The sequence below is a fragment of the Achromobacter arsenitoxydans SY8 genome (genome assembly GCF_000236785.1).
In the GTDB taxonomy this organism is placed as follows: domain Bacteria; phylum Pseudomonadota; class Gammaproteobacteria; order Burkholderiales; family Burkholderiaceae_B; genus Achromobacter; species Achromobacter arsenitoxydans.
In genome coordinates this window covers 1-26,029 of record NZ_AGUF01000045.1, presented here as the reverse complement: position 1 = coordinate 26,029, position 26,029 = coordinate 1, and the positions used below count along the sequence as shown (strand labels likewise).

The 26,029-nt window shown below is 68.1% G+C and carries 25 protein-coding genes; 8 read left to right on the top strand and 17 right to left on the bottom strand.

What is annotated here, in order from left to right; all coding sequences use genetic code 11:
- Positions 1-70 precede the first annotated feature (70 nt).
- From KYC_RS12095 to KYC_RS12070, 6 genes are all read left to right on the top strand, one after another.
- A complete protein-coding gene (locus KYC_RS12095) occupies positions 71-577 on the top strand; it encodes a sigma-70 family RNA polymerase sigma factor (protein ID WP_008162450.1) in 507 nt (168 codons plus the stop codon).
- Positions 574-1,554, top strand: coding sequence for a FecR domain-containing protein (locus tag KYC_RS12090; RefSeq protein ID WP_008162449.1), 981 nt, complete (start codon positions 574-576; stop codon positions 1,552-1,554). Before KYC_RS12095 ends, KYC_RS12090 begins: the two co-directional genes overlap by 4 nt.
- Positions 1,555-1,676: 122 nt before the next feature.
- A complete protein-coding gene (locus tag KYC_RS12085) occupies positions 1,677-4,154 on the top strand; it encodes a TonB-dependent siderophore receptor (protein WP_008162448.1) in 2,478 nt (825 codons plus the stop codon).
- 2 nt (positions 4,155-4,156) lie between these two features.
- Positions 4,157-6,037, top strand: a complete 1,881-nt coding sequence (locus KYC_RS12080; RefSeq protein ID WP_043518230.1) for a PepSY-associated TM helix domain-containing protein — start codon at positions 4,157-4,159, stop codon at positions 6,035-6,037.
- The gene (locus KYC_RS12075; RefSeq protein WP_008162446.1) at positions 6,034-6,375 is read left to right on the top strand and encodes a DUF3325 domain-containing protein; all 342 of its coding nucleotides are present in this window, start codon (positions 6,034-6,036) and stop codon (positions 6,373-6,375) included. The genes KYC_RS12080 and KYC_RS12075 overlap by 4 nt, the downstream gene beginning before the upstream one ends.
- 73 nt (positions 6,376-6,448) lie before the next feature.
- A complete protein-coding gene (locus tag KYC_RS12070; protein WP_008162445.1) occupies positions 6,449-7,282 on the top strand; it encodes a PhzF family phenazine biosynthesis protein in 834 nt (277 codons plus the stop codon).
- 36 nt (positions 7,283-7,318) lie between these two features.
- Here the strand turns inward: KYC_RS12070 and KYC_RS12065 are convergent, their stop codons facing one another.
- The 16 genes from KYC_RS12065 to KYC_RS11990 all read right to left on the bottom strand — a co-directional run bounded on the left by KYC_RS12065 (position 7,319) and on the right by KYC_RS11990 (position 22,481).
- A complete protein-coding gene (locus KYC_RS12065) occupies positions 7,319-7,966 on the bottom strand; it encodes a GntR family transcriptional regulator (RefSeq protein ID WP_008162443.1) in 648 nt (215 codons plus the stop codon).
- 80 nt (positions 7,967-8,046) lie between these two features.
- Positions 8,047-8,838 carry an HpcH/HpaI aldolase/citrate lyase family protein gene (locus tag KYC_RS12060; protein WP_008162441.1) on the bottom strand — a complete coding sequence of 264 codons (792 nt, stop codon included), beginning with the start codon at positions 8,836-8,838 and terminating at the stop codon, positions 8,047-8,049.
- Positions 8,839-8,866: 28 nt separating this feature from the next.
- On the bottom strand, positions 8,867-9,448 hold the full coding sequence (locus KYC_RS12055; RefSeq protein ID WP_008162437.1) for a cysteine hydrolase family protein: 582 nt from the start codon (positions 9,446-9,448) through the stop codon (positions 8,867-8,869).
- An 87-nt stretch (positions 9,449-9,535) separates the two neighbouring features.
- Positions 9,536-10,768 (bottom strand): CaiB/BaiF CoA transferase family protein, encoded by a 1,233-nt coding sequence (locus KYC_RS12050; protein ID WP_008162435.1) that lies wholly within the window; start codon positions 10,766-10,768, stop codon positions 9,536-9,538.
- Complete coding sequence (locus KYC_RS12045; RefSeq protein ID WP_008162433.1) at positions 10,765-11,928, bottom strand: CaiB/BaiF CoA transferase family protein; 1,164 nt, start codon at positions 11,926-11,928, stop codon at positions 10,765-10,767. The genes KYC_RS12050 and KYC_RS12045 overlap by 4 nt, the downstream gene beginning before the upstream one ends.
- A gap of 36 nt (positions 11,929-11,964) precedes the next feature.
- Positions 11,965-13,167 carry an FAS1-like dehydratase domain-containing protein gene (locus KYC_RS12040; protein ID WP_008162431.1) on the bottom strand — a complete coding sequence of 401 codons (1,203 nt, stop codon included), beginning with the start codon at positions 13,165-13,167 and terminating at the stop codon, positions 11,965-11,967.
- A 101-nt stretch (positions 13,168-13,268) separates the two neighbouring features.
- The gene (locus tag KYC_RS12035) at positions 13,269-14,261 is read right to left on the bottom strand and encodes a Bug family tripartite tricarboxylate transporter substrate binding protein (RefSeq protein WP_008162429.1); all 993 of its coding nucleotides are present in this window, start codon (positions 14,259-14,261) and stop codon (positions 13,269-13,271) included.
- Positions 14,262-14,293: 32 nt separating this feature from the next.
- Positions 14,294-15,232: an SMP-30/gluconolactonase/LRE family protein gene (locus tag KYC_RS12030; protein WP_008162427.1), complete on the bottom strand. Its 939-nt coding sequence runs from the start codon at positions 15,230-15,232 to the stop codon at positions 14,294-14,296.
- A 13-nt stretch (positions 15,233-15,245) separates the two neighbouring features.
- The gene (locus KYC_RS12025) at positions 15,246-16,019 is read right to left on the bottom strand and encodes an ABC transporter ATP-binding protein (RefSeq protein ID WP_008162425.1); all 774 of its coding nucleotides are present in this window, start codon (positions 16,017-16,019) and stop codon (positions 15,246-15,248) included.
- Positions 16,012-16,800: an ABC transporter ATP-binding protein gene (locus KYC_RS12020; protein ID WP_008162424.1), complete on the bottom strand. Its 789-nt coding sequence runs from the start codon at positions 16,798-16,800 to the stop codon at positions 16,012-16,014. Before KYC_RS12020 ends, KYC_RS12025 begins: the two co-directional genes overlap by 8 nt.
- A complete protein-coding gene (locus KYC_RS12015) occupies positions 16,797-17,792 on the bottom strand; it encodes a branched-chain amino acid ABC transporter permease (RefSeq protein WP_202946585.1) in 996 nt (331 codons plus the stop codon). Before KYC_RS12015 ends, KYC_RS12020 begins: the two co-directional genes overlap by 4 nt.
- Positions 17,785-18,663: a branched-chain amino acid ABC transporter permease gene (locus tag KYC_RS12010; protein WP_008162419.1), complete on the bottom strand. Its 879-nt coding sequence runs from the start codon at positions 18,661-18,663 to the stop codon at positions 17,785-17,787. The genes KYC_RS12015 and KYC_RS12010 overlap by 8 nt, the downstream gene beginning before the upstream one ends.
- Complete coding sequence (locus KYC_RS12005) at positions 18,656-19,588, bottom strand: NAD(P)-dependent oxidoreductase (protein WP_043518225.1); 933 nt, start codon at positions 19,586-19,588, stop codon at positions 18,656-18,658. The genes KYC_RS12010 and KYC_RS12005 overlap by 8 nt, the downstream gene beginning before the upstream one ends.
- A 28-nt stretch (positions 19,589-19,616) precedes the next feature.
- On the bottom strand, positions 19,617-20,360 hold the full coding sequence (locus KYC_RS12000) for an SDR family NAD(P)-dependent oxidoreductase (protein WP_043518224.1): 744 nt from the start codon (positions 20,358-20,360) through the stop codon (positions 19,617-19,619).
- A 42-nt stretch (positions 20,361-20,402) separates the two neighbouring features.
- Positions 20,403-21,242 carry an HTD2 family dehydratase gene (locus KYC_RS11995; protein ID WP_008162413.1) on the bottom strand — a complete coding sequence of 280 codons (840 nt, stop codon included), beginning with the start codon at positions 21,240-21,242 and terminating at the stop codon, positions 20,403-20,405.
- 27 nt (positions 21,243-21,269) lie between these two features.
- Positions 21,270-22,481 carry an ABC transporter substrate-binding protein gene (locus KYC_RS11990; RefSeq protein WP_008162411.1) on the bottom strand — a complete coding sequence of 404 codons (1,212 nt, stop codon included), beginning with the start codon at positions 22,479-22,481 and terminating at the stop codon, positions 21,270-21,272.
- A gap of 172 nt (positions 22,482-22,653) precedes the next feature.
- Here KYC_RS11990 and KYC_RS11985 point away from each other — a divergent pair, with 172 nt between their 5' ends.
- Positions 22,654-23,883: a CaiB/BaiF CoA transferase family protein gene (locus KYC_RS11985; protein WP_008162409.1), complete on the top strand. Its 1,230-nt coding sequence runs from the start codon at positions 22,654-22,656 to the stop codon at positions 23,881-23,883.
- A 78-nt stretch (positions 23,884-23,961) separates the two neighbouring features.
- Positions 23,962-24,948: a Bug family tripartite tricarboxylate transporter substrate binding protein gene (locus KYC_RS11980; RefSeq protein ID WP_008162408.1), complete on the top strand. Its 987-nt coding sequence runs from the start codon at positions 23,962-23,964 to the stop codon at positions 24,946-24,948.
- Between the two features lie 3 nt (positions 24,949-24,951).
- Here KYC_RS11980 and KYC_RS11975 read toward each other — a convergent pair whose 3' ends face one another.
- Positions 24,952-25,944 carry a tripartite tricarboxylate transporter substrate binding protein gene (locus tag KYC_RS11975; RefSeq protein ID WP_043518222.1) on the bottom strand — a complete coding sequence of 331 codons (993 nt, stop codon included), beginning with the start codon at positions 25,942-25,944 and terminating at the stop codon, positions 24,952-24,954.
- Between the last annotated feature and the right edge of the window lie 85 nt (positions 25,945-26,029).

The following is a 26,029-nucleotide window of genomic DNA, read 5'->3' as shown; positions in this document are numbered from 1 at the left end:
CGTCCGCATCTTGCCTGCGCCATGGCTGTTCTCTACAATAAAGAATAATTATCATTTGCAAACGTCTGCGATGTCCCCCACGAAGCAAGTCCAAGTCGAGACGCTCTATGCCGACCACCACGGATGGCTGCGGGGTTGGATACGCCGGCAACTGGGCAATTCCTTCGAGGCCGCCGACCTTGCGCACGATGTGTTCGTCCGCCTGCTGGGCCGGCCGGCGGCGATCGAAACGCGCGAGCCGCGCGCCTATCTGAGCACGATCGCCCGCGGCCTGCTGGTGGACCACTGGCGCCGCCGCGAGCTGGAGCGCGCCTGGCTTGACGTGCTGGCGCGCACGCCCGAAGAACTGGCGCCCTCGCCCGAGAACCGGATGCTGGTGCTGGAGGCGCTGATCAAGATCGACCAAATGCTGGATTCCCTGAAACCCAAGGTGCGCCAGGCCTTTCTGTGGGCGCAGCTTGACGGCATGCGCTGCCCGCAGATTGCCGAGCGTCTGGGCGTATCCCTGGCCACCGCCGAACGTTACGTGGCGACGGGCCTGCGGCAATGCTATGCCCACCGGTTCGGTGACGCGTGAGCGAGGCCGCCGCGATTCCTTCCGCGGTGGTCGACGAGGCCATCGCCTGGTCGGTCAAGCTGAACTTCGGCTCGCCCGATCCCGACACCTGTGCGGCCTTCGAGCGCTGGCGCCGCGCGGCGCCCGCGCATGAGCGCGCCTGGGCGCGCATGCAGACGCTGAACGCCGACTTCACGGCCGTGCCGCAGGCGCTGGCGCTGGACACGCTTACCGCCATGGGGACCGCGCACGGCGCGCGGCGGCAGCAGCGCCGCGCCATGCTCAAGGGCATGCTGCTGCTGGGCGGCGTGGCGGGCACGGGCTGGGCGGTGCGCGAGCACACGCCCTGGCAGCGCGTTCTGGCCGATGTCAGCACCGGCGTCGGTGGGCGCGATCGGCTGACGCTGGCCGACGGCACCTTGCTGGCGCTGAACACCGACAGCGCGGTGGGCGTGCGGATGGAAGGCGACGAACGCGTGCTGGTGCTCTATCGCGGCGAAATTTCCATCCGGACTGGCGCCGACGCGGCATCGCCCGTCAAACGGCCGTTTCTGGTGCGCACGCCCTACGGCGCGGTGCAGGCGCTGGGCACGCGCTTCGTGGTGCGCCTGGATGACGACTGCGCCCGGATCAGCGTGCAGGAGCATGCGGTCGCGTTGCGGCCCGCCGACGGCGCGGCCCCGGTCATCGCCGAGGCAGGCCAGGCGGGGCGGCTGGACCGCCTGGGCGCCCGCCTGATGAGCCAGCCCGCCATGGCCGCCGATGCCTGGCTGGAAGGCGCTATCGAAGGCAAGGACATGAGGCTGGCGGACCTGCTGGCGGAACTGGCGCGCTATCGCCGCGGCCGCATCAGTTGCGCGCCGAAAGTGGCCAATCTGCGGGTGTCGGGCACCTACCATGTGAACGACACCGACCGGGCGCTGGAATTTCTGGCCCAGACGCTGCCGATCCGGCTGCGCTACTTCACCCGCTACTGGGTTGCGGTGGGGCCCGTCTGAAGCCCTTGCCCACCCGGCTCCGCGGCGGCCACGGTTTTTTTTCAAGAAAAGTGAGGGGATTTGCGTTTTCGACCGGCCTACAGGGAAAGACACCTTTCAACCTGGCCTAACAAGATTTCGCAATGACCCTCGCTCGTACCTCCAGGACGGCGCGCCTGACGCCCGTTCCGACCGTGTTGTCCACTGTTCTTTCCGGCCTGCTGTGCGGCGCCGCCCTGGGCTTTGTCGCCCCTGACGTCCAGGCGCAGGGCGCTGTGGCCGCGCAAGACGCCGAATACACCTTCGTGATCGAAGCCGGTCCGCTGGACCAGGCGCTGAACCAGTTCGCCCGCGCCGCCGGCGTGAATGTGTCGTTCGACGCCGCGCAGGTGAGCGGGCTGCGCAGCGAGGGCCTGCAGGGGCGCTGGACCATCCGGCGCGGCCTGAGCGCATTGCTGGCTCGCACCGGATTCGAGGCGGTCAGGCTGTCGAGCGGCGGCTATGCCGTGCGGCCCCAGCCCGGCGGCGGCGCGACCCTGCTCGAACCCGTTACGGTGACCGGGCAGGAATACCGCCTGATGACCGAAGGCACCGGGTCCTATACGACGTCGGCGGTGACGATCGGCAAGGGCGAGCAGCAGTTGCGCGATATTCCGCAGTCCGTCAGCGTGGTGACCCGCCAGCGCCTGGACGAGCAGAACCTGACGTCGGTGTACGACGCGCTGGAGAACACCACGGGCGTGACCCTGCAGCAGAGCCCTCAGGGCGGCAAGTACATCTATTCGCGCGGTTTCAACAACAGCGTGATCCAGTACGACGGCGTGCCGCTGGAACGCAGCATGTATGGCCGCGCCAGCAACTATTCAGGCGGCACCGCGTTTTATGACCGGGTCGAAGTGCTGCGCGGCGCGGCCGGCCTGCTGCAAGGTTCGGGTTCGCCGGGCGGCGCGGTGAACCTGGTGCGCAAGCGCCCGTTGCAGGAAGACCGCGTCATGGTCGAGGCCACGGCGGGAAGCTGGGACCGCTACGGCATGCAGGTCGACGGCAGCGCCTTGCTGAACGAAGACGGCAGCCTGCGCGGCCGCGCCCTGATCGACCGCCAGGACGACCGTTCGTTCGTGGACCGGGTGGACATGAAGAACACCACCGTCTACGCAACCCTCGAATACGACTTCTCGCCGCGCACGCAGGTGAACCTGGGATACAGCTACGAAGACCTGCGCGGCCGCCCGTCGATCTCTGGCTTGCCGCGCTACAGCAACGGCGAAGAGGTGGGCTTCAAGCGGTCCACCAGCTTTGGCGCGAACTGGAACCGGCAGGAAACGTCGAACCAGGGCTTCTACGCCGACTTCACGCATGCGTTCAATGACGACTGGCGCTTCAAGATGACTGGCGCCTACGTGCAGGAAAGCCAGTATCTGAAGTACACCGCGTCGAGCCGCGCGGTGAATCCGGCGACCCAGATGGCGACCGTCAGCGTGGCCAGGACGGTGGCCGACATCGACACCTCGGGCGTGGACGCGAACCTGACCGGCAAGTTCCGGGCGTTCGGCCGCACACACGATGTGGTGGTGGGCGCCAACTACGGGCACAGCAAGATCGACACTTCGTACGCGTACCTGGTCAATTACGCGACCTTTAATGCATTCAACTTCAATCCGGACCTGCCGGAGCCTTCCACGGCCGCCATCCGCGCGGGCACCGACGAAGTGCGCATCGGCTCGAACCGCGAGCTGGGCTTTTACGGTACGACGCGCCTGCAGCTGGCCGATCCCTTGAAGCTGGTGCTGGGCGGCCGATTCAGCCGCTCCAACCGGATCTGGACGACTGACACGACTACCGCCGGCCAGCTCGTCAACGGTCAGACCAAGCAAGCCAACACCCACTTCACGCCTTATGCCGGCCTGATGTTCGACCTGTCGCCGCAATGGACCACGTATGTCAGCTACACCGACATCTTCCAGCCGCAGAGCGAGGTGAATGCGGCGGGAGAGTCGCTCAAGCCTATCGTCGGCGAAAGCTATGAACTGGGATTGAAGGGCGAGTTGCTGGACGGGCGCATCAATACCGCCTTCGCCCTATTCCGCATCAATCAGAACAACCGCGCCCAGGTCGATTTCAACACCAGCCCGACCTGCGCCGCCGGCTATTTCTGCTACACCGATGCAGGCAAGGTGCGCAGCCAGGGCTTCGATGCGGAAATCAGCGGCGAGCTGACGCGCGGCTGGAATCTCTATGCCGGCTACACGTTCAACACGACGAAGTACCTGAAGGACCAGGACAGCGAAGGCCAGGCGTTCGCATGGTATACGCCCAAGCACATCTTCCGGCTCTGGACCACGTACCAGTTGCCGGGCGACTGGAGCGCCTTCACGGTGGGCGGCGGCGTCAATGCGCAGAGCGGGCAGTCGCGCCAGATCGGCGCCACCACCGTGCATGCCAGCGGACGCGCGGTGTGGAGCGCCTATGCGAAGTACCAGATCAACCGCAACTGGGCTACCACGGTCAACGTCAACAACCTCTTCGACAAGACCTATTACAGCGCAGTCGGCAACCTGGTCAACGGCATTCATTACGGCGATCCCCGCAATGTCATGCTGACGCTGCGCGGCACATTCTGACCATGAAGGGAGGTCTGCGCCAGCGCATGAGCTGGCTGCACACCTGGTTCGGACTGGTGTGCGCCTGGCTGCTGTGCCTGATCTTCCTGGCGGGCAGCATCAGCGTTTTCCGCGCGCCGATCTCGCGCTGGATGACGGCCGAACCCGCCCTGCCCGCGACGTCGGCGGCGCTGCCGCAAGAGACGGTGCTGGCCGCGGCCTCGCGCTTTCTTGCCGGGCAAGAGGCCAACGCGCGCTTCTGGCGCATCGAGTTGCCCGCAGAACCCGAGCAGGCGATGCGGCTGGTCTGGCGCACTGCCGCCGGCGCCACGCACGAGGCCGCGATGGATCCGCGCGACGGCGCCCTGCTGCCCCAGCCTTGGGGACGCAAGACCGAAGGCGGGCGCCATTTCATGACGCTGCACTACACCCTGCATGCCGGCACGTTCGGGTTCTGGCTGGTGGGCTTGCTGACGATGGGCATGCTGGCGGCACTGCTGTCGGGCATCGTGGTGCACAAACGCATCTTCAAGGATTTCTTCACGTTCCGCCCGGGCCGCGGCCAGCGCGCCTGGCTGGATGGCCACAATGCGTCGGCCGTGCTGACGCTGCCGTTCCAGCTGATGATTGCCTACACCGGGCTGGCAATCTTCTACACCAGCTACATGCCGGGTCCGCTGCGCGCAGTGTACGGCGAGCAAGGCGCGGCGCGCTGGCAGGCGGAGCTTGCAGAAAGGGCCTCGCAAGCCGGGTCCGCTGCGCTGCCGGCGCGCCCGCCGCTCGACGCCAGCCTGCCGGCGCGCCAGCAACTGGGCGTGCTGCTGCATGCGGCGCAAGCGGCGCTGGCCAGCCCGGCGCGCATGATCATGGTGGAACGTCCGGGCCAGCCCCGGGAGCGCATCAGCGTGTATGGCCGGCCCGATGCCGCGATGGCGATACGCCAGATCAGCAGCCCGACCGGCCGCGCCGTGTTCGACGGCGCGACCGGCGCGTTTTCGTCGCTGCATCTGGCCGCTGGCAGCCAGCCGGCCGACGCGGCGCATGAAGTGATGGAGCGTCTGCATGTGGCGTCTTATGGCGGCTGGACCATCAAATGGCTGTATTTCATTTGCGGACTGGCCGGCACGCTGATGATGGCGACGGGCGCGGTGCTCTACACGATTAAGCGGCGCAACAAAGGGCTGGGCGAGTTCGGCGCAGGCACGCCGGCGTTCTACCGCATCGCCGAATCGCTCAACGTGGCGGCGATCGCGGGCGCCTGTCTGGCCTGCATCGTCTACTTCCACGCCAACCGCTTCATCCCCGCGGCGCAGCCCGGCCGCGACGCCTGGGAAATCACCGCCTTCTTCCTGGCATGGCTTGCGAGCCTGACGCACGCCTGCGTGCGGCCGCTGCAGCGCGCCTGGTTCGAGCAGTTCGCCTGCGCCGCGCTGCTGTGCCTGCTGCTGCCCGCGACAAACGTGCTGACCACCAGGCAGCATGCGCTGGCCTATGCGCGCGCCGGTGATTGGCAGGCCGCGATGGTGGAGTCCACCATCATGGTGTTCGGCGGCCTGTTGGCTGTGCTGGCCTGGCGATTGCGCGCGGGCGCGTGGACCGTACCCAGGCCGGGGCGCACGGCCGCCGCCCCGCGCGGCTATCGCTGGCGCGTACTGGGACGCGTGCTGTGCGCAGTGACGGGCGGCTACGCGCTGGCGACCGTGGGCGCCATCGTGCTGGCCCGGGCCCTGCCGCTGGGCGGTCTTGCCAGCCCGGCCATCGGCGTGGTCGTGGCCAGCCTGCTGAGCTTCCTGATCTATGCGGTGGCGGCCCTGTGGGTGTTTGCGGCGCCCGGCGCGTGGCGTTGGCTGCTGGCCTGCATTGCCGGGCTGACGGCGCTGGCCTGGACCTTGGGGGCGGCATGAGCACCACCTTTGCAGCCCTGGCCGCGCTGGCGCTGGCCTTCGCCGCCTTCGCCTGCCTGGCGCTGGCCATGGACAGGCACCAGGCGCAGGCGACCGGCCGCGATACAACAACGCCAGGACTCAGGTTCGGCTTGCGCCTGAGCGCCGCGCTGCTGGCGCTTGTGGGGATGGCCGCCTGCCTGCAGGCCTGGGGCGTCGCCGTGGCGGCGCTGGTCTGGCTTGGCATGCTGTCGTGCGGCGCGATCCTGACGACGCTGACGCTCAGCTATGCGCCGCGGCGGCTCCGGATTCTGGCCGCGGCCGCGGCGCTACTGGGACTGGGACTGGCCTATGCCTGAAACGGGCAGGCGATGAATCAACAGGCTGCCTTACTATGTTCAACCGCACCATCAGGACAAGAGAGAACTCCTTATGCACATTCACCGGATTGCAGCATTCACCAGCCAGGGCCAGGGCGGAAATCCGGCCGGCGTCGTTGTTGCCGATCAACTCCCCCCGCCCGATGAAATGCAGCGAGTGGCGGCTGACGTTGGCTATTCGGAAACGGTCTTCTCGTGTCCCGACGGCAATGGCGCGTGGCGCACCCGGTATTACTCGCCCGAAGCCGAGGTCGCGTTTTGCGGGCATGCGACCATCGCGCTGGGCGCGGTGCTTGGACAGACTTTCGGCCCGGCCCGATATCCGCTGGCCCTGGCGAACGCCCAAATCGAAGTCTCGGCTGAAAAGCGCGGTGGCGAATGGGTGAGCGTGCTGCGCTCGCCGCCCACGCGCAGCGCAGCCGCCAGCCCCGAACTGCTGAAGGAAGCGCTGGACCTCTTTGGCTACGCGGCGGACGACCTGGATCCCACGCTTGCGCCCTGCATGGCCAACGCGGAGCTTGACCACCTGATTGTCCCGCTGCGTTCACGCGCCACGCTGGCGCGCCTGGACTACGACCTGGACCAGGGGCGGCGCTTCATGCAGGCCCATCGCATCGGCACGGTCGCTTTCGTGTTCTGCCAGAGCGAAACGCTGTTCCACGCGCGCAACGCGTTTGCGATCGGCGGCGTCCTGGAAGATCCCGCGACCGGCGCGGCTGCGGCGGCCTTTGCCGGCATGCTGCGCGACCTGGGCCGGGTCAAGCACGGCGAAATCGTGATCATGCAGGGCGTGGACATGGGACAGCCCTGCCGGATCGAGGTGGAATTCACGGCGGAGCCGGGTTCGCCGGTGAATGTGCGCGGCACGTCATCCGTGATCGGCTAGGGCCGGCAACAGGAGGAGACGGCGCCTGAAGCGCCCTTACTCCGCCTGCGCGGAGTCGCTCAGCGACTTCAGCACCGTCCAGCCGGACTCGATGTGCTTGCGCATGGCCAGCATGGCGGCGGAAGCGTCGCCGGAGGCGAAGGCCTGCAGGATTTCTTCGTGTTCGCGCACGGCGTGTTCGCCGCGGCCGGAGGCGGAATTGATCAGGTCGAACGGGTAGCGCGCCCACAGGATCTGCACGAAGTGCAGGGTCTGGGGCAACTGGGCGATGTCGTAGAGCTGGCGATGGAAGCGGTAGTTGACGCCGCGCGCGGTGGCGCGGTCGCCGCTTTCGAACGATTTGGCGAAGTCGTCGGCCAGGACGCGCAGTTCGGCGATGTCCTTTGTGGTGATGCGCTCGATCGCGGCGCGCACGAGCTGGGACTCGAGCAAGAGTCGCAGCTGCAGGATTTCAGCCGACGCGCCCGCGTCGAACGGAACGACGCGGGCGCCCCGGTACGAATCCCCGCTGATGTAGCCTTCGGCCTCGAGCAGCTTCAATGCCTCGCGCACGGGCGTGATGCTCAGGCGCAGCTGTTCGGCGATCTCGGCCTGCTTCAGGCGCGAGCCTCGGGGAAACACGCCCGAGATGATGCGCTCGCGCAGATAGTCGGCGACCTGTTCCTCTTTTGTTCGGTATTCCATCTAGTAAGCCTGAGTGGCCCGGACGAACCGGATAAACCTGCTTGCAGGCCGCGAAGCCCCTATGGGCGTGATTCTAACCGTTAAGCCATGGCCGCACCCGGGGATTCGGCGACGATGCGCCGCGCCTGCTCGACGACGGGCTTGTCGATCATTTTCCCGTCCACGGCGGTGGCCCCGCCCCCGCTGGCCTCGAAGGCGGCCAGCACCCGCCGCGCCCAGCCCTGCTCCGCCTCGGTCGGCAGCCAGGCGGCATTTACCGGCTCGACCTGGCGCGGATGGATGCACAGCTTGCCCCCAAATCCGAGCTGCCTGGCCCGGACGGCGTCGGACCGCATGCGCGCGGGGTCGGTGAATTCCAGGCTGACGCCGTCGACGGGCGGCGCCAGGCCGGCATGGCGGGACGCCAGCACGATCCCCGTGCGTATCGCGGTCATTGCGTCGGCCTCGTCGGCAATGCCGCTGTCCATGGCGAAGTCGACGCTGCCGAAGGCGATGCGCTCCAGGCCCGGCAGCCGGGCAAGCGCCGGCAGGTCCATGTAGCCGCCAACCGTCTCCAGCAGCGCGATGACCCGCCGCCCGGGCAAGGCCTGCAGCACGCGGGCGAGTGAAGCCGGATCCGCCTTGGGCAGCATGACCCCGGCCGCCGGCGCCCTGCGCAGCGCCGCCAGATCGTCCTCGTGCCAGGGCGTATCGGCGGGGTTGATGCGCACGTAGGCCCGGACGCCCGAGGCCAGCCAGTCCAGCGCGTCGGCACGGGCCTGTTCCTTGGCGCCGGGCGCAACGGCGTCCTCCAGGTCGACAATGACCTCGTGCGCGCCGCTGGCGGCGGCGCGGGCGTAGCGCTCGGGACGGTCTCCCGGAACGAACAGCAAGCTGCGGGCGGGTCGTTTCACGGGGAGCTCACTCGAAGACGACGTCTTGGGAATTGGTAATCCGGCAGAAGCGCTGCAGGCTCTTGATCGCGTTGTCATGTTCTTCGGCGGTCAAGCCGCAGCATGCGTCTTCCAGCACCACCATCTCGTAGTCGCGGTCGTGGCCATCGCGCACGGTGGCCTGCACTACGGCATTGGTGGAGATGCCCGAGCAGTAGATCCGCTTGATTCCGTTCGCCCGCAGGATGGCTTCCAGGCTGGTGCTGTAGAAGGGGCTGACGCGGTGCTTGACGATATCGAAGTCGCCCGGTTGACGGCCCAGGTCGGGATGCACTTCGGTGCCCCATTCGCCCAGCTTGAAGATGCCGTTCTTGCGCGCGCCCGAGAAGATGGGCGAATTGGGCGGGCATTCGCGGTAGTCGGGCGAAAAGCCCACGCGCACGAAACCGATGTGCAGGCCCGCGGCGCGCGCCTTGTCGACGGCGCGGCGCGTGTTTTCCAGGATGCCTCGGCTGCGCACCTGCTCGCCGTAGGCGGCGCGGCCGTTGGGTCCGTCCGCATGGACCAGGTCGTTTTCCATGTCCAGCACCAGATAGATGGCGTCTTTCATCGGGTGTTCCTTAAAACATTCAGGTGTTGAGGCGACATCAATGCAATGTCGGGAAATGTGGGAGAGCCGGCCGGCGCAAGCAAGGCGTCACAGGATCACCTCGCGCGCTTCCAGGTCCGCGCGCTGGGCCCTGTCCAGCCCAAGCAGCTCGCCGAAGACGTAATCCTCGTCCTGGCCCAGCGCGGGCGTCAAGCGCCGGATTCCGATCTGGTCCGACCCGCTGAACCGGGCCGGCGCGCCCACCGCCAGGCGGGCTGGAATGCCCGGCGCCTCCACGGTGGTGACGGCGCCGCGCGCGCGCAGATGCGGGTCCGACGCGATGTCCTGCATGGTCCATGACACGTGCGCGCACACGCCGGCCTGCTGCAGCCGTTGCGCGGTGGCGTCGGCGTCGCGGGACGCCAGCCATTGCGTGACCAGACGGTCTACCTCGGCCCGGTTATCCAGGCGCGCCGAGGCGGCCGCAAAGGGAAGATCCGCGCCGTCCTGGCCCAGCTCGCGCGCCAGCGTCCGCCACTGCGAATCGGTCCGTATGGCCAGCGTCAGCCAGCGGTCGGGCTGCGCGGTGGGATAGACGCCATGGGGCGACATCGCCAGGTCCGCATTGCCGGGACGCTCCGGGACAATGCCCAGGCTGGCCAGCACCAGGGCATCGCCGATCATGGCCGAAGCCACTTCGCGCGCGGCCAGGTCCACATGCTGGGCCTGGCCGGTGCGGCGCCGCTGGTTCAGCGCGGCCACCGTGGCCAGGGCGGCGTGCGCGCCCGCCGCGTGGTCCATCACATGGCGCATCTCGACGGGCGGGCCGTCGCTGTAGCCGCTCATCCACCCCAGGCCGCCCCACGCGCCGAACAGCGGCGCGTAGCCGGCAAAGTGCGAATCCGGCCCGCTCTGACCGCAGGACGACAGGGACAGCAGCACCAGGTCGGGCTTGACCTGGCGCAGATCGTCGAAGCTCAGGCCCAGGCGCTTCATCACGCCGGGCCGGAAGCTCTCTGCCGCCACATCGGACAGCGCGACGATCCTCCTGGCCAGCGCCACCGCCTCGGGCTGCTTCAGGTTCAGGCGCACCGACAGCTTGTTGGCCGACACCTGGTCGAACGTCGCCGCGGACATGCGGCCATACACCGCATGCGGTTTGCGGAAAGCGTCCGGCCGCGTCAGGCTTTCGATCTTGATGCACTCGGCGCCCAGCTGCGACAGCAGGTGCGTGCAAAACGGGCCCGCCGCGTGGATCGTGAAGTCGGCGATGCGCACGCCGGCAAGCGGCGCCCGCAGCGCGCGGGCCTTGCCCGCGCTGGAGTTGTCGGACTGCGTCATGCGGATGCCTCCTGCGCCATCTCGTCCAGGGCCGGGACGCGTCCCTTCCTGGGCAAGGGCGTGCAACGGAATTGAAAGGGCGCGACCAGGATGCCGGCCTCTTGCCCGCTGGCCAGCTCGGCCGGCGCGAACAGGCCGCGCGCGCGCTCCTGTTCGCCATCCACCACTTCGGCGGGCAGACGGTACTTGGCCGCCGGCACGCCCAGTTCCTGCGCGCGCCGCACGATGTCCTCGACCGGATGCCGCGCCATCCATTCGCGGATGTGGCCATTGATCTCGTCGCCGCGGCGGCTGCGCTCCAGCGGGTCCCCCAACCCAGGATCCGCCGCCCACGCGGGACTGCCCAGCAATTGCACCAGCGACGCCCACTGCCGGTCCTCCAGTGTGAGCAATTCGATGAAGCCGTCCTGCGCCTCGAACACGCCGCCGTAGCGGAAGCGCCGGCTGGTCCGGTGTTCCAGCGACCCGTCGCCCAGGCGCTGCAGCGCGAAGGCGCCCACCGACAGCACGGCGTCCTGCACCGATACGTCCACGTACTGCCCGCCGGCGGCAGGCACGGCCCACCAGGCGGACAACGCGCAGAAGGCCGCCATCGCCCCGCCCTGGTAGCCGCCGAAGTGTCCGTAGATCTTCAGGGGCGGCCTGTCCGGGAACAGTTCGTGCGACAGGCCGTTGGGTAGCAGGAAGCCTTCCCCGCCCGCGTGCAGCAGGTTGACCTCGTCGCCATCCCAATCGGCCTTGGGACCCGCCGCCCCGAACGGCAGGACGCTGACGTGGACCAGGTCCGGCCGCAGCCGGCTGACCGCCTGCGGCGACAGGCCCAGCGCTTCGCGCTCGCGCACCGGCGTGTCGTCGATCAGGATGTCGGCGCACGCCAGCTCGCGCTCGAGCAGCGCACGGCCGGACGGCGTCGACAGATCCGCCGCCAGGCTGCGCTTGCCCACGGCCAGATACGCAAAGAGCGCGCTCTCGCCGCCGTCGATCAGCGGCGGCGCCTGCCGCAGCCGCGAGCCCCCTGGGGGCTCCAGCATGACGACCTGCGCGCCCAGCGCGGCAAGCATCCGTCCGGCATAGGCGGCCGCCACCGTGTCCGAACGCTCCAGGACGCGGCATCCGGATAACGGCAGCATGGCGGTTTGTGGCGTTTCGTTGGACTGCATAGGAGCCTTCTTGCTAGGTTGCGGCCGCGGGCCGGATCAGCGGGTCACGGGCAGTTCAAGGTCGACGCCCGAACCATCCAGGAACGCCGGCAGCCGCACGTCGCGCGACGGCAGGGCCACGGTGGCGATCCCCGGCGTGGTCAGTTCGCCCCGCTGGTTCTCGGCAGCCAGTTCGATGTCCACCAGCCCGGTGTTGTCCTTCACGTACTTGCGCACCACCTTGCCCTTGCAGAACGTCGTGTCGCCCATGATGTTGAAGCGGCGCATTTCCGTGCGCACGCGCTTGATCACGCCGGCGTCGCCCATCCAGTTGGTGACCAGCGAGCACATCCACGACGAGCGCTGCGGGCCGTAGTCGTAGGTTCCCGGCACGCCGACTTCCTTGGCCACCGATTCGCGGTGATGGCCGATCCCCGTGTATTCCACGCCCCCGCCCGCTTCCGGGTTGCGGAAGAAGTGGCCCGGATGCTTGACCGCTGCCTGCAGCACCACGCCGTGGGTATGGCCGCGGCCGCAGCCGACCAGGAATCCCATCGTGTCCATCAGCGACAGCGGACCGCGCGCGATGGTCGGCAGTTCCTCGCCTTCCTGCACTTCTTCCCAGTAGCGCACGTTGGCGCCGCGGATGTTCTTGGGCTCGTCCAGCACCATCTGGTCGATGCGGTCGCGCTCCTGGTCCGAGTATTCGTGCTGGACGATTTCCTTGTACTTGCCAGTTTCGCGCGCAGCCTTGCGCTCATGGCGGGTGCATGTGCCCAGGGCGCGCGCGACCAGTTCACCGCGCTGGTTGTAGTAGCTGGCTTCCACGTACTGCAGCACCAGGCGGCCCGAAAACTTGCTTTCCTTTTCTTCGACGCCCACGACACGTTCGATCGCGGTGATGCGGTCGCCGGGACGCACATGGCGGAACAGCTCCCAGTCGTTGCCGGCATAGAAGCCATGGACGCCCGGCAGGCCCCAGCGCGTGCGGCCCAGCCAGCCGAATGCCATCGGAAACATGGGATGGCCGAGGATCGTGCCGTAGCGTGTGCCCGCGCCGTAGCCCGTGTCTCGGTACAGCGGGTTGAGGTCGCCGATGCCGTTGCACCAGTTGCGCAGGGTGTCCGCGGTGGCGTCCTGCAGATAGGGCCCTTCGGGCCGCAGATGCAGGCCAATCATGGCGCGGGCGGCGGCGACGGCCTCGTCCGTGATGCGGCCTTCGGCAGGCGCGTTTCCGACATCGGCTTGGGGAAGAGTCATGACATTGCTCACTTGCAGCTCCTTTACTCACAATTAGAATGCAGAATGCATTCTTCACGGACTTAAAAAAAACCCGGCGGCCCTGCGGCCTGTCCGGCGCGTTATTCGATACGGATTCCAGCCGCCTTGATGATGGCGCCCCACTTCTGCCGCTCGTCCTTGACGAAGGCGTCCAACTGCGCGGGCGGCATCACCAGCGGCTCGACACCGATGTCCAGCATCTTGCGGCGCATCTCGGGTTGTTCGAGCACATGGCGGATGTGTTCGCCAAGCTCGTCTACGATCTTCGGCGGCGTGCCGCGCGGCGCGAACAGCGCGTCCCAGGCCACCACGTCGAAGCCCGGCACGCCCTGCTCCGCCACGGACTTGACGCCCGGCAGCATGTCGCTGGACTTCAGCGACGTGATGCCCACCGCGCGCAGCTTGCCGCTGGCCAGGTAGGGACGCGCGGCGGTGACGGTGTCGATGACGAGCGGGATCTGCCCGCCCATCGTGTCGGTCAGGGACTGGCCGGACGCCTTGTACTTGACCGCGAACAGCGGCGCCTGCGCGGACTTCACGAATTCGGCGAACACGACCTGCGCGGTCGTGCTGGGCAAGCCCACGTTCAAGGCATTGGGCCTGGCGCGGGCGCGGTCGATCAGCGCGGGCACGCTGTTGGCTGGCAGGTCCGTATCGGACGTGCAGATCACCATCGGCAGCAGCCCTATCATGGCCACGCCCGAGAAATCGGCCGCGGCGTCGTAGCCCGGATTGGCGTAGAGGAATTCGTTGGCCGCGTTGGTGGCGTTGGTGCCGAACAGGAAGGTGTAGCCGTCGCCGGGCGCGCGCGCCGCCGCCGCGGACCCGATGTTGCCGCCGGCCCCGGCCCGGTTCTCGATGACGATGGGCTGGTTCAGGCGCTTGCCCAGTTCCTGGAACACCAGGCGCGCCAGCAGGTCAGCGCCCTGTCCGGCCGCGTACGGCACGATGACGCGGATGGGCTTGTCAGGCCAGGCCTGTGCGGCGGCCGCGCCGGGCAGCACGCACAACGCTGCGGCGCCCAGCATGGCGGCCATGGCCGCGCGCCGGCCGGTGGCAAGAACAGCCTTCATGGATGAGTCCTTTGCGTGTTGCGTCATGAGCGTCAGCCGTTGAGCGCCAGGCCGGCGCGGGGCCAGCGCGCGGCAAACAGCTGGCCGCGGCCCGACAGCGTGATGAATGCGCTGCGGCGGTCCGCGCCGCCGAAGCAGATGTTGGTGCAATAGCCTTCGGGCGCCTCGTGGAATTCCAGCAATTCGCCGCCCGGCGAGAACACGCTGATGCCGCCGCGCACCAGGGTCGCCACGCAGATGTTGCCGCCCTCTTCCAGCGCCAGGGAATCGAAGCGCTGGAAGCCGGGCAATCCATGCACCAGCCGGCCGCCGTTGGGGGACGGCCAGGGCTCCGAGCCCAGTTGGCCGCGTTCGCCGCCCGCGTCCAGCACCGGGTACGACCACAGCCGGCTGGTTTCGGTTTCGGTCACATAGAGCACGCTGCCGTCCGGCGACAGACCCACACCGTTCGGCGTCAGCACGGGATGCGCTGCGCGGCGGATGAAGCTGCCGTCAGTGCGGGCGTAATACACCGCGCCGCGCAGGATCCGGTCTTCGAAGGTCTTGCCGAAATCGGTGAACCAGAATCCGCCGTGCGCGTCGAAGACGATGTCGTTGGGACCGTGCAGCGGCACGCCGTCGCAATGGGTGTATAGGGTCTGCACGGCGCCGGTGCCCAGATCCACGCGCTGGATGCCGCCGCCCGCGTACCCGGCGGCCGGGCCGGTCGGCCGGGTAAAGCCAGCGTCGGTGCGCCAGCTGAAGCCGCCGTTGTTGCACACATAGACGTGCCCGTCGGGGCCCAGCGCCGCGCCATTCGGCCCGCCGCCCAGGTCGGCCACCTTGCGCAGCTCGCCATCGGGCAGCACGCGCGTAAGGCGTCCCGCGGCGATCTCCACGACCAGCACACTGCCGTCCGGCATCGCCACGGGGCCTTCCGGGAATTCGAGACCGGACGCCAGCACTTCGCCTTGCAGCTTCAGATGTTCCATCCCTGATCCTTTCCTATGCGTGAGATGCCGCGATTTCGTGGCGCTGCGCCTGCCCGCGCGCGCCCAGGTAGGCGTCGATGGCGCGCTGCCGGCCTTCGCGGCTGCGCAGCGCCTGCTCGTCGAGTTCGCCGACGATGTGGCCGTGCCGCAGCACCCAGGCCCGGGCCGCCAGCTTCGCCGCCACATGAAAACTCTGTTCCACCAGCAGGGCCGCCAGCTTCTGCTCGCGCTGGATCGCACCCAACCGTTCATACACGCGCGCCACCAGCAACGGCGCCAGGCCCAGCGACGGCTCGTCGAGCAACAGCAGGCGCGGTCCCGACATCAGCCCCCGGCCGATCGCCAGCATCTGCTGTTCGCCGCCGCTGAGCAGGCCTGCGGGCGCATTGCGCCGGCCCGCGATCTCCGGGAAGAAGTCCATCACCATCTGCGCGCGGCGGGCCCGCGTGCGCGCATCCACGAAGTACGATCCCAGGATCAGGTTCTCGCCCACCGTCAGGTCCGTCACGATGGCCCGCCCTTCCGGCACGTAGACGATGCCCCGCCGGAAGCGCGCCGCCGCCGGCAGGCCCGAAATATCCTCGCCGTCCAGCAGGACACGGCCCTGCGCGGGTTCCAGCCCGGCAATGGCGCGCAGCGTGCTCGACTTGCCCGCGCCGTTGGCGCCCAGCAGCGCGGCGACGGACGCGGCGTCCACTGACAGGCCGACGCCATGCACCACCGGCCCGGCGCCATAACGCACGGTCAGCCCCTCCACCCGCAGCAGGCTCGTCGCGGCTTCACTCATCGTCGTCTCCCAGATAGACCCGCACGACGTCGGGATTGCCGCGGATCTGGTCCGGCGCGCCCGAGGCCAGCAGGCGGCCGACGTTCAGCACGTGGATGGTGTCGCACACCTCCATGATCAGGTCCATGTCGTGTTCCACAACCACCAGCACCAGGCCCGGCGCGCGCAACCGCTTCAGGGCGCTGGACAGGTCGCCGGTCTCGACCGAGTTCAAGCCGGCCGCGGGTTCGTCCAGCAGCAGCACGCGGGGGTTGCCGGCAATGGCGCGGGCGATCTCCGCCAGACGCAGCACGCCCGGGGGAAGCTGCGCGGGATACTCATCCGCCACCTCCAGGACGCCCAGGCGCTCCAGCGCGGCCAGCGCGCGTTCGCGGTTGCGGCTGCGTTCCGCCTTGCCGCGCGGCAGCGGCAGGAAGGCGTCCAGCCATCCCGCCGACGATTGCCGGTCAAGCCCGATCATGACGTTCTCGGCCATGGTCAGCTCGGGGCACAGGGCCACATGCTGGAAGCTGCGCGAAAACCCCAGCGCGGCGCGGCCCGTGGGCGGCACGCCCTCCAGCCGCAAGTCTCCCAGCCGGATGCTGCCCTGCTGCGGGGAATACAGGCCGGTCAGGCAATTGAAGAAGCTGGTCTTGCCCGCGCCGTTCGGGCCGATCAGCCCAGTGATCTCGCCCGACTTCAGGTGCAGCGCGATGTGTTGCAGGACCTGGATGCCGCCAAACGACAGCGACAGGTCTTGCACCACCAGCGGATGCGGTTCCAGCACGGCTTGAGCGCTCATGGATTGCCTCCGTGCAGCCTGGCGCGCACCTTGGCCGGCAGCGCGTTGAATCCCAATACCACGATCAGTAGCGCGGATCCGTACAGGATGGGCACCCAGTCGCCCGCGCCGGCCAGCAGCAGCGGCATCAGCGTGAGGAACAGGCCGCCCAGCAGGCTGCCCAGGATCGACATCGAATACAGGCTGACCACCGAGCCCACCAGCAGGAAGATGGAGGTCCACAGCGTGAAGCTGTTGGGCGACACCGTCGACGAACTGAACGACAGCATGGCGCCGGCGATGGCGGCGATGGCGCCGCTGAGCGCCATGCAGGACAGCCGCGCCCAGCTGCGGCGCACGCCGAAGGACTCGGCCGCGTGCGGCGATGTGCGGATCAGCAGCAGCGCCATTGCCTGGCGCGAACGGCGGAAGTGGCGCAGCAGCAGCGCCACGGCGACCAGGCCGGCCAGCGGCAGGTAGTAGCGTTGGGTTTCCTTGGCCAGACCGGGCAGCGCGTCCAGCTTCACGTACAGGCCTTCGTAGCCGCCCGAGACCGACGAGTAATGCAGCAGCACTTCGGGCAGGGCCAGGGCCAGCGCCATCGTGGCGACGGCCAGGTAGATGCCCGACAGGTAGCGCGACGGAAAGGCGAAGGCCAGGCCCAGGAAGGCGCCGGCAAGCGCCGCCGCCGGCAGGCTGGCCAGCAGCGACACGCCCAGGTACTTCTCCATCAGGGCGACCGTATAGGCGCCCGCGGCAACGAACACGCCGTGGCCGATCGAGACCTCGCCGCCGTAGCGCACCAGGAAGCTGACGGAAATAATGGCGATGGCGTTGGCAAAGCACAGGCCCAGCGTGTAGGTCCAGTAGCCCCCGGCCGCCAGCGGCAGCAACGCCAGCGCCAGCACGCCCGCCACGCCGGCCCCGGCCGTCCAGCGCCGCGGCGCCGCGGTCTGGCCGACCGCTTTCGTTTCCGCCGTCAGGCGGTTCGATGACATGATCACGCTAGACACGGGCGCCTCCACGGATAGCCAGCACGCCCTTCGGGAAGACGTTGAGCACCAGCAGGATTGTCAGCAGCAGGTAGGTGTTGTTGAACTCGGCGGAAACATAGAACGACAGCAGGTTCATGATCACGCCGATCAGAATGCCGCCCACCACGGCGCCCGGCAGGCTGTTGAAGCCGCCCACGACGGCCGCTGCAAACGCTTGCAGCATGAATGCGGCCACGCTGGTGGACGACAGGAACGTGGTGGGCACGATCAGCAGCGACGCAACCAGCCCCAGCACGCCCGCCGTGATCCACGAAAAGAGGTGCACCCGGCGCAGGTTCAGCCCGCACACCCGGCTGGCATAGGGATTGGCCGACACGGCGCGAAACGCGATGCCGATGCGGGTGCGCTCGATCAGCAGATACAGCAGCCCGATCGCCAGCGCGGTTGCGCCCAGCACGGCCAGGTCATAGGAGGTGACGCGGATTGGCCCGAACTGGTTGCGCCACGCGGGCAATGGCAGGTCCAGGGAGACCACATTGGAGCCGAACAGGAGCTGGGTCGCGCCTTGCGCGATCAGGCCCACGCCCAGGGTGGCGATGGTGCTGGTCAGGTCCGACTTGAACACCAGCGGCGCGATCAGGAAATAGCTGATCGCCATCACCGCCACCATGATCACCAGCGTCAGCAGCACGGCCGCGCCCCAGGCCATGTTCGCGAAGAGGCCCGCCGTGAAGCCGAACACCAGGAAGGCGGCCAGGCCCGCCAGGTTGCCGTGCGCGAAGTTCACCACGTTCGAGCTTTTGTAGATCAGCACGATGCCGATCGCCCCCATGGCGTACAGGCAGCCGCTGACGACGCCCGCCCAGATCAGGCCGATGAGGTCATCCATGAGCCGGCCCCTGCTGCCCGGACGCCGCGGGCCCGTCGCCCCGGTCGATGATCTCGATCACCGACGGGAAATAGCGGCCCGCCCAGCCGCCGCTGGCGGTGGCGGCGTAATAGCGCTGGGCCAGTTCCACGACGTGGGCCGCCAGGCCGGTCTGAGAGGCCAGTTCCAGGACATAGCCCAGGTCCTTCAGCGCATACTCCGGCGGAAAGGATTTTTCAGGAAACTCGCGTGGCAGCATGGCCTTGCGGCCGTGGTTGCGCAACACGAAGCTGTCGCCCGACCCCTTGGACACCGCGTCCAGCAGCACCGCCGGCTGCACGCCGGCGCGCTCGCCCAGCACCATCATTTCGGCCAGGGCCACGGTGTTTTCAAAGACCAGCGCATTATTGATGAGCTTGACCACCTGGCCGCAGCCGACCTCGCCGCAGCGGGTCACGTCCGAACCGATGTACCGCAGCAGCGGCTCGATGCGCGCATACAGCGCCTGGTCCGCCCCCGCCATGATGCTCAGTTCGCCGCGTTGCGCCGCTTCGCGGGTCCGGGCCACAGGCGCATCCGCGAAGACGACGCCGCGCTCGGCAAGCTGGCGCGCGACGGCTCGGGCCGACGCCACGGTGGTGGTGCTCAGGTCCACGATCACGGCGGGGCGGCGCGGTCCGGCGGCCAATCCGTCCGGGCCCAGGCAGACCTGCTCGACCTGCGGACCGCCGGGCAGGGACAGGAACACCACGTCGGCGCGCTGCGCCACCTCGGCCACGGTGGCGGCGCGCCGCGCGCCGGTTCCTTCCAGCAAGGCATAGGCGTCCGCGTTCATATCGAAGGCGATGACCTCGCCGGGATGCTTGACGGCCATGTTGCGGCACATCGGGCCGCCCATCACGCCCAGGCCGATAAAGCCGATCACGGGTACGGTTTCTGCTGTCATGCGGTGGCTCCCTTTGCGTCGACCCGCCTTAGTCCATCCACATGCCGCCGCTGATATCCAGCGACGTGCCCGTGATCCAGTTAGAGGCCGGCGAGCACAGGAACAGCGCCGCCTGCGCGATGTCGTCGGCGTTGCCGTAGCGGCCCAGCGGCACCGTGCCATTGGCCGACGGCGCGCCGCCGCTGGTGACGCTGGCCCACATGGCGGTCTCGACCGGTCCGGGGGCCAGGGTGTTGGCGTACACACCGTGAGGCGCCCCCGCCTTGGCGATCCAGCGCATCATGCCGTGCACGGCGGCCTTGGACGCGACGTAGGCCGGACCCGACGCCACGCCGCCGTTCTTGGCCGCGATGGAACCGGCGGCCAGGATCTTGCCAAAGCCCTGCTTGCACATCAGCGGAAACAGCTTGCGCGCCGGGTTCACCACGCCGCGCACATTGACGGACATCACCGCGTCCCATTCGTCGTCGGTGCTCTCGCCCAGCGGCGTGCGGGCGATGATGCCCGCGCACAGCACCAGGATGTCCACCTTGCCGTATTCGGCCAGGACCCCGTCGATGACCCGGTCGGTCTCGGCGCGGGACGTCACGTCGTAGCGGCGGTAGTCGATGCCGCCGCCCAGTTCCTGCGCCTCTACGCGGTCTGTCGCGATCACGCGCGCGCCGGCCTGCCGGAAGGCCTTGGCGATCGCCTGCCCCATCGCGCCAGCGCCCCCAGTGATCAACGCGACCTGGCCTTCAAGACTTGCGGGACCGCTCAAATGCTGTGCCATCTTCTCTTGTCTCCTGATAGTGTTTGTCGTGGGGCGGCGCCTTCAGCGCAGCACCGCCGTGGCCGACATCGCCAGTTCGCCGTCCGGGCCGCGCGCCCACAGCGCCAGCGACCCATCGTCCTTTGCGTGACCTTCGATGCGGAAGGCGCGCGACACGAACAGCGGGCTGACGCCGCGGAACTCGAAGCTGGCCAGCCTCCGGCCTTCGCCGTGCTGCAGCGCAAGCTGCTGCAGCAGGGTGGCGGTGAGCGGCCCGTGCACGACCAGGTCGGGATAGCCTTCTTCGTCGCGGGCGTAGGCCTGGTCGTAATGGATGCGATGGCCGTTGAAAGTCAGCGCCGAGTAGCGGAACAGCAGGGTCGTGTCCGGCCGCACTTCCTGGCTCCAGCGGGCCTGGCCGTCGTAGGGTTCCGGCGCCGCGGCCGGCGCGCCGGCTGGCGGCGCCTCGCGGTAGACAATGTCCTGCTCCTCGATGATGCAGTCCGCGCCTTCGCACTGCGTGGTGTGTTCCACGGTCACGAACCACAGCGAGCCGCGCTTGCCCACCTTGTTTTCGACTTTGACGATGCGGCTGCGCCGCGTGGCTTCCGACTGGACCGGCACGTCCACCAGGTAGCGGATACGGCTGCCGGCCCACATGCGCCGCGGCAGTTCGATGGGAGGCAGGAAGCCGCCGCGCCGGGGATGGCCATCTTCGCCCAGCCCGCTGCGGCGCGCGGCCGGGTTGAAGAACAGCCACTGCCAGCCGGGCGGCAGCGGATCGCCGGCAGCGGGCGCGCGCTCCAGGTCCAGCGTTGCCGCCATGGCCCGGACGACCGACGCGTCGATGCGCTGCGTATGCGCCTCTTCACGGCCGACCCATTCATCGTATGCATTGCTCACGCGGGCACTCCTTTAGTGTGACCGGCCCTAGGCCGGCTTCGCGTCGAAAACATCGGCGGGATACGGCTTGAAGTCGCGCACCAGCTTGAAGCTGCCGCCCGATACCGCCTGGATGATTCCCTCCTGGCGCGCGCCGCGATGATCGCCCGGCTTGAACGTGACCTCGCGCGCCCCGCCCACCGTCTGGTTTGTCATGGTCTCCATGACATCGACCAGATTCGCGCGGGTCAGCGGCTTGCCGCTGGCCAGCAGCATCTGGAAGCCCTTGGCGAACAGCGCCGCGTTGCTCCAGCCGTTCAGGCCGAACACGCCGATCGGGTCGTTGGGATACAGCTTCGCCACGGTTTCGCGATACGCCTTGACGTTGGCGTCGTCCGCGTCCACCGGCAACAGCCACGAGGAAAAGTAGGCGCCGTCCAGCAGCGGGCCGGCCAGCTTGTAGGTGGTGGGATCGGCCGTGAAGAACGGCGCCATCCATTTGCCCTGGTAGCCCAGCCGGTCGGCGGTCTTGAGCGCGGCGGCCAGGTTGGCGTTGGACCCGAACAGGATCACGACGTCCGCCTTGGCGTTGGCGATGCGGCGCACATGGGGCGTGAAGTCGGTGCTGCGGACCTCGAAGGGAATCGACTCGGCGGGCTGCTTGTTGTTGGCGGCCATGAGCATGTCGAAGCCGCGCTTGGCGGAACGCCCCAGTTCGTCGTTTTCCCACAGCAGGGCGACGCGGCCGGCATTCAGGCCGGTAAAGGCGTATTCCAGATTGGACGCGGCCGACCAGCCGTAGTCCGGCAGCAGCGGAAACACCAGCCGTTCGGCAAACAGCGCGGTCGCGCCCCCGATCGGCCCGATCATCGGCAGGCCGACTTCCTTGGCGTAGGGGATGACGGCGACCGACTGCGCCGTGCCCACCGGGGCCGCCAGGGCGAAGATCTTGTTTTCTTCCACCAGCCGGCGGGTGACCGCGACGCTGCGGGCGGGTTCATAGCCGTCGTCGTACGTGACCGACTTGATCTTCCAGCCGTTCAGCGCGTCGGTGTCGTTGACCCACTTGAAGCAGGCGTCGGCGGCGCGGGAAAGAATTGCGTAGAACGGCACCGGGCCCGTGATGGGGGTGAATGCACCGACCGTGACCGTTTTGCTGGCCGTGTCGATGCCGGGAGAAACGGACTGCGCACGCGCCCAGCCTGGAAGCGAAATCGAGGCTGCCGCGGCGCAGCCGGAAAGGAATGTCCTTCTGCGCACGTTATGTCTCCTGGTTGTTCTTCGATTGCCGCCGTCTGCTGAGCGACTAAGAATGCATTCTATATTTTTGTGGCGATCAAAAAATACGGGCTTTCCCTAGGAAAAAACGCTCCTTTGCTCAAACTCTACACATATAGAATGCATTCTTTCAAGACCAACGCCAGGAGACACCATGCAATCCGCACCCCTCGCGGGCCGCCGCGTCATCGAACTGGGCACCATGCTGGCGGCGCCCTTCGCCTCCCATATCCTTGCGCAGCTGGGCGCCGAGGTGATCAAGGTGGAGCCGCCGCGCGGCGACCCCACGCGCAGCCTCGTCCGGGGCGGTCCCAGCGGCACATTCATCGCCTACAGCCACGGCAAGAAGAGCGCCTGCATCGACCTTGCCCACCCGGACGGCCATGCCGCGTTCCTGAAGATGCTGGAAACGGCCGACGCCTTCGTCCACAACCTGGCGCCCAAGGCCGCGCGCAAGCTGCGCCTGACCAAGGCCGAGTGCCAGGCGATCAACCCTCGGCTGATTTACTGCCATATCCGCGGCTACGCCGACGGGCCGCAGGCGGACGACCTGGCTTCCAATCCCGTGGCCGAGGCCTCCACGGGCGTCATGGAAGCCAACCGCATCAACGGCCGGCCCAGCCGGCTGGGACCGTCCTACCACGACCAGTTCGCGGGCGCCTACGCCGTGATCGGCATTCTTGCGCGCATGCTGCAGCCCGACGCCGCCCAGGACGGCGGCCACGTGGAGATCGGCCTGTATGAAACCGGCCTGCACGTTGCGTCGCGCGACCTGGTGGGCGTGCAGCTCAAGACCCAGCTGCTGGGCCGGCCCGAGCGCGAGCCGCACGGCGAATTCAGCATGCCAGGCTATGGCGCCTACCTGACATCCGACGAACGCTGGATGTACCTGCTGATGCTGACCGACGCACACTGGCTGAAGTTCTGCCAGGCGATGGAACTGCCCGAGGCCGCGGACGCCTCGCTCGCCGCGTTGAAAGATCGCAAAAAGGCGCGAGACCGCGTCGAGGAGATCGTGCGAACCGCCATCGGCGCACGCACATTCGACGACGCTACCGCGAGGCTCAGGATGGCCGGCGTCGGAAGCACCGAAGTCCTGCCGCTGGAACGCGTGCTGGACGCGGAGCAGGCGCACCAGCCCGGCAAGCTGCGCAGCGTCCGCTACCGCGACCTGAGCTTCGACGTGCCGGAGTTCCCGCGCCTGAACGCGGCAGGCGATGGCGTAGCGACGCTGCCGCCGCCGGACCTGGGCGAACACACCCTGGACGTGCTGCAGGCCGCGGGCCTTACGCCCGCGGAATGCGACGAACTGATCCGCAGCGGCGCCGCAGCCGCCGACCGGCCGGGCGATTTTGCCTGGGCGCCGGTGCGCAAACAGGCATAAGCCGCGTATAAAGCGCGTTGCATGCCGGAACGATAACGGGCGCGACAGACCGCCCCACAAGAAACGAGGAGACTGCAGATGCTGAAGCTCAATATTGTGCCGGGCCTGTTCAAGGCCGCCATCGCCGGCTTGCTTTTCGCCGCCGCTACCGTATCCGCCGCGGGCTATCCCGACCGGCCTATCCGGCTGGTCGTCGGTTTCCCGCCGGGCGGCGGCGCCGACTACGTGGCCCGCCAGGTCGCGCAGCGCCTGGGCGAAGCGCTGAAGGCCAGCGTGGTCGTCGACAACAAGGCCGGCGCCAACGGCACCATCGCCGCGGCCGAGGTTGCCCGGGCCGCCGCCGACGGCTACACCCTGCTGCTGGGCGTCACTGCCTCGCAGTCCATCAGCCCCGCCCTGTCGCCCAAACTGCCTTACGACCCGCTGCGCGATTTCACCCCGATCACGCAGGTGGGCTACACGCCCCTGGTGCTGGTCGTGAACCCCAAGCTGCCGGCCAAGACGCTGAACGACTTCCTGAAGTACGTCCGCGACAGCCGCAAGCCCGTGCCGTACGGATCGGCCGGAACCGGCAACATCACGCACATGGCGGCCGAACTGTTCGTGCAATCGTCGGGCGTTTCCAATTTCCAGCACATTCCCTACAAAGGCAGCAGCCAGGTCATCACCGACCTGATCGGCGGGCGCGTGGACGCCTACTTCGACACGCTGCCCTCGTCTCTGCCGCTAATCCAGAGCGGCCAGCTGCATGCGCTGGCGGTCACGGGCCCCGCGCGCTCGGACACCGCGCGCGACATTCCCACCGTGCAGGAAGCCGGCGTGCCGGGCTTCCAGACCACCACCTGGTTCGGCGTGCTGGCGCCGCCCAAGCTGGACGCGGCCCTGGCCGACCGCCTGTATGAAGCGCTCAAGCGCGGCATGGACGCGCCCGACGCGCGCCAGGCGCTGGTCACGCGCGGCATCGAGCCGGTGCTGGACACGCCGGCGCAGTTCAGCGAGGAGCTGAAAGAGGATTTGCAGCGCTGGCGGGACGTTGCGCGCAAAGCGGATATCAAGCTGGAGTAAGCATCACGGGTTGTCCGTGATGCCTGCTTCGCGGACGATCCTGCTCCAGCGCGCCTCTTCCTGCTTCACGTACTCGCCCAATGCGGCCGGCGTGCCCACACTGGCAGTCAATCCCTCCAATTCAAGCGCCGCCCGGAAATCCGGGTCGCCGGAGGCCTTCTTGATTGCCGCGTTCAACTGGTCGATGACGGCCGCAGGCGTGCCCTGCGGCGCGAACAGCCCGTACCAGCTATCCACGAAATACCCAGCCTCGCCCGACTCCGCCACCGTGGGGACGCCCGGGTAGGCGGGCGAGCGCTCCTTCGTGGTCACGGCCAGGGCGCGCAACTGGCCGCTCTTGACGTGGCCGCTGACGCTGGCCGACGTCGAAAAAATCATGTCGATCTGCCCGCCGATCAGGTCGTTGATGCCCGGACCGGAGCCTTTGTAGGGAACATGCAGGATGTCGACCTTGCCCAGGCTCTTGAACAGCTCTCCCGCCAGATGGGCCGAGGTGCCGTTGCCGTAGGAACCGAAGGTCAGCTTGCCCGGGTTGGCGCGTGCATAGGCCAGTATGTCCTGCACGCTCTTGAATCGCGAATTCGACGACACCACCAGCACATTGGGGGACTTTCCTATCATCGCGACCGGCGCAAACGCCCGTTCGGTGTCGTACGGGAGCTTCTTGTGGATGGCCGGATTGACCGCGTGCGCGAACGTGGACATCAGCAGGGTGTAGCCGTCCGCCGGGCTCTTGGCCACATTTTCCGTACCGATGATGGTGCTGCCGCCCGGCCGGTTTTCCACGACGACCGTCTGTCCCAGTTCCTGCGTCAAGCCCTTGGCGAGCTGGCGCGCAATGAGATCGGTGCCGCCGCCCGGCGTGAAGGGGACGACAATGCGCAGCGGCCTGTCCGGAAAGGCGGCGCGCGCCTGCGGCGCGGCCAGTACGCCAAACGCCAGCGCCGCCGCGGCCACGACCGTTGCGCCGCGTGTGAGCAAGTTTCTTTGTTTCATGATTTGTCTCCTGTTTTGTGACCCGCCTGAACTACCTTGAAGAATCCCGCAGCACCGCGACGCCGTCAGCGGCGCAGACGCCCTG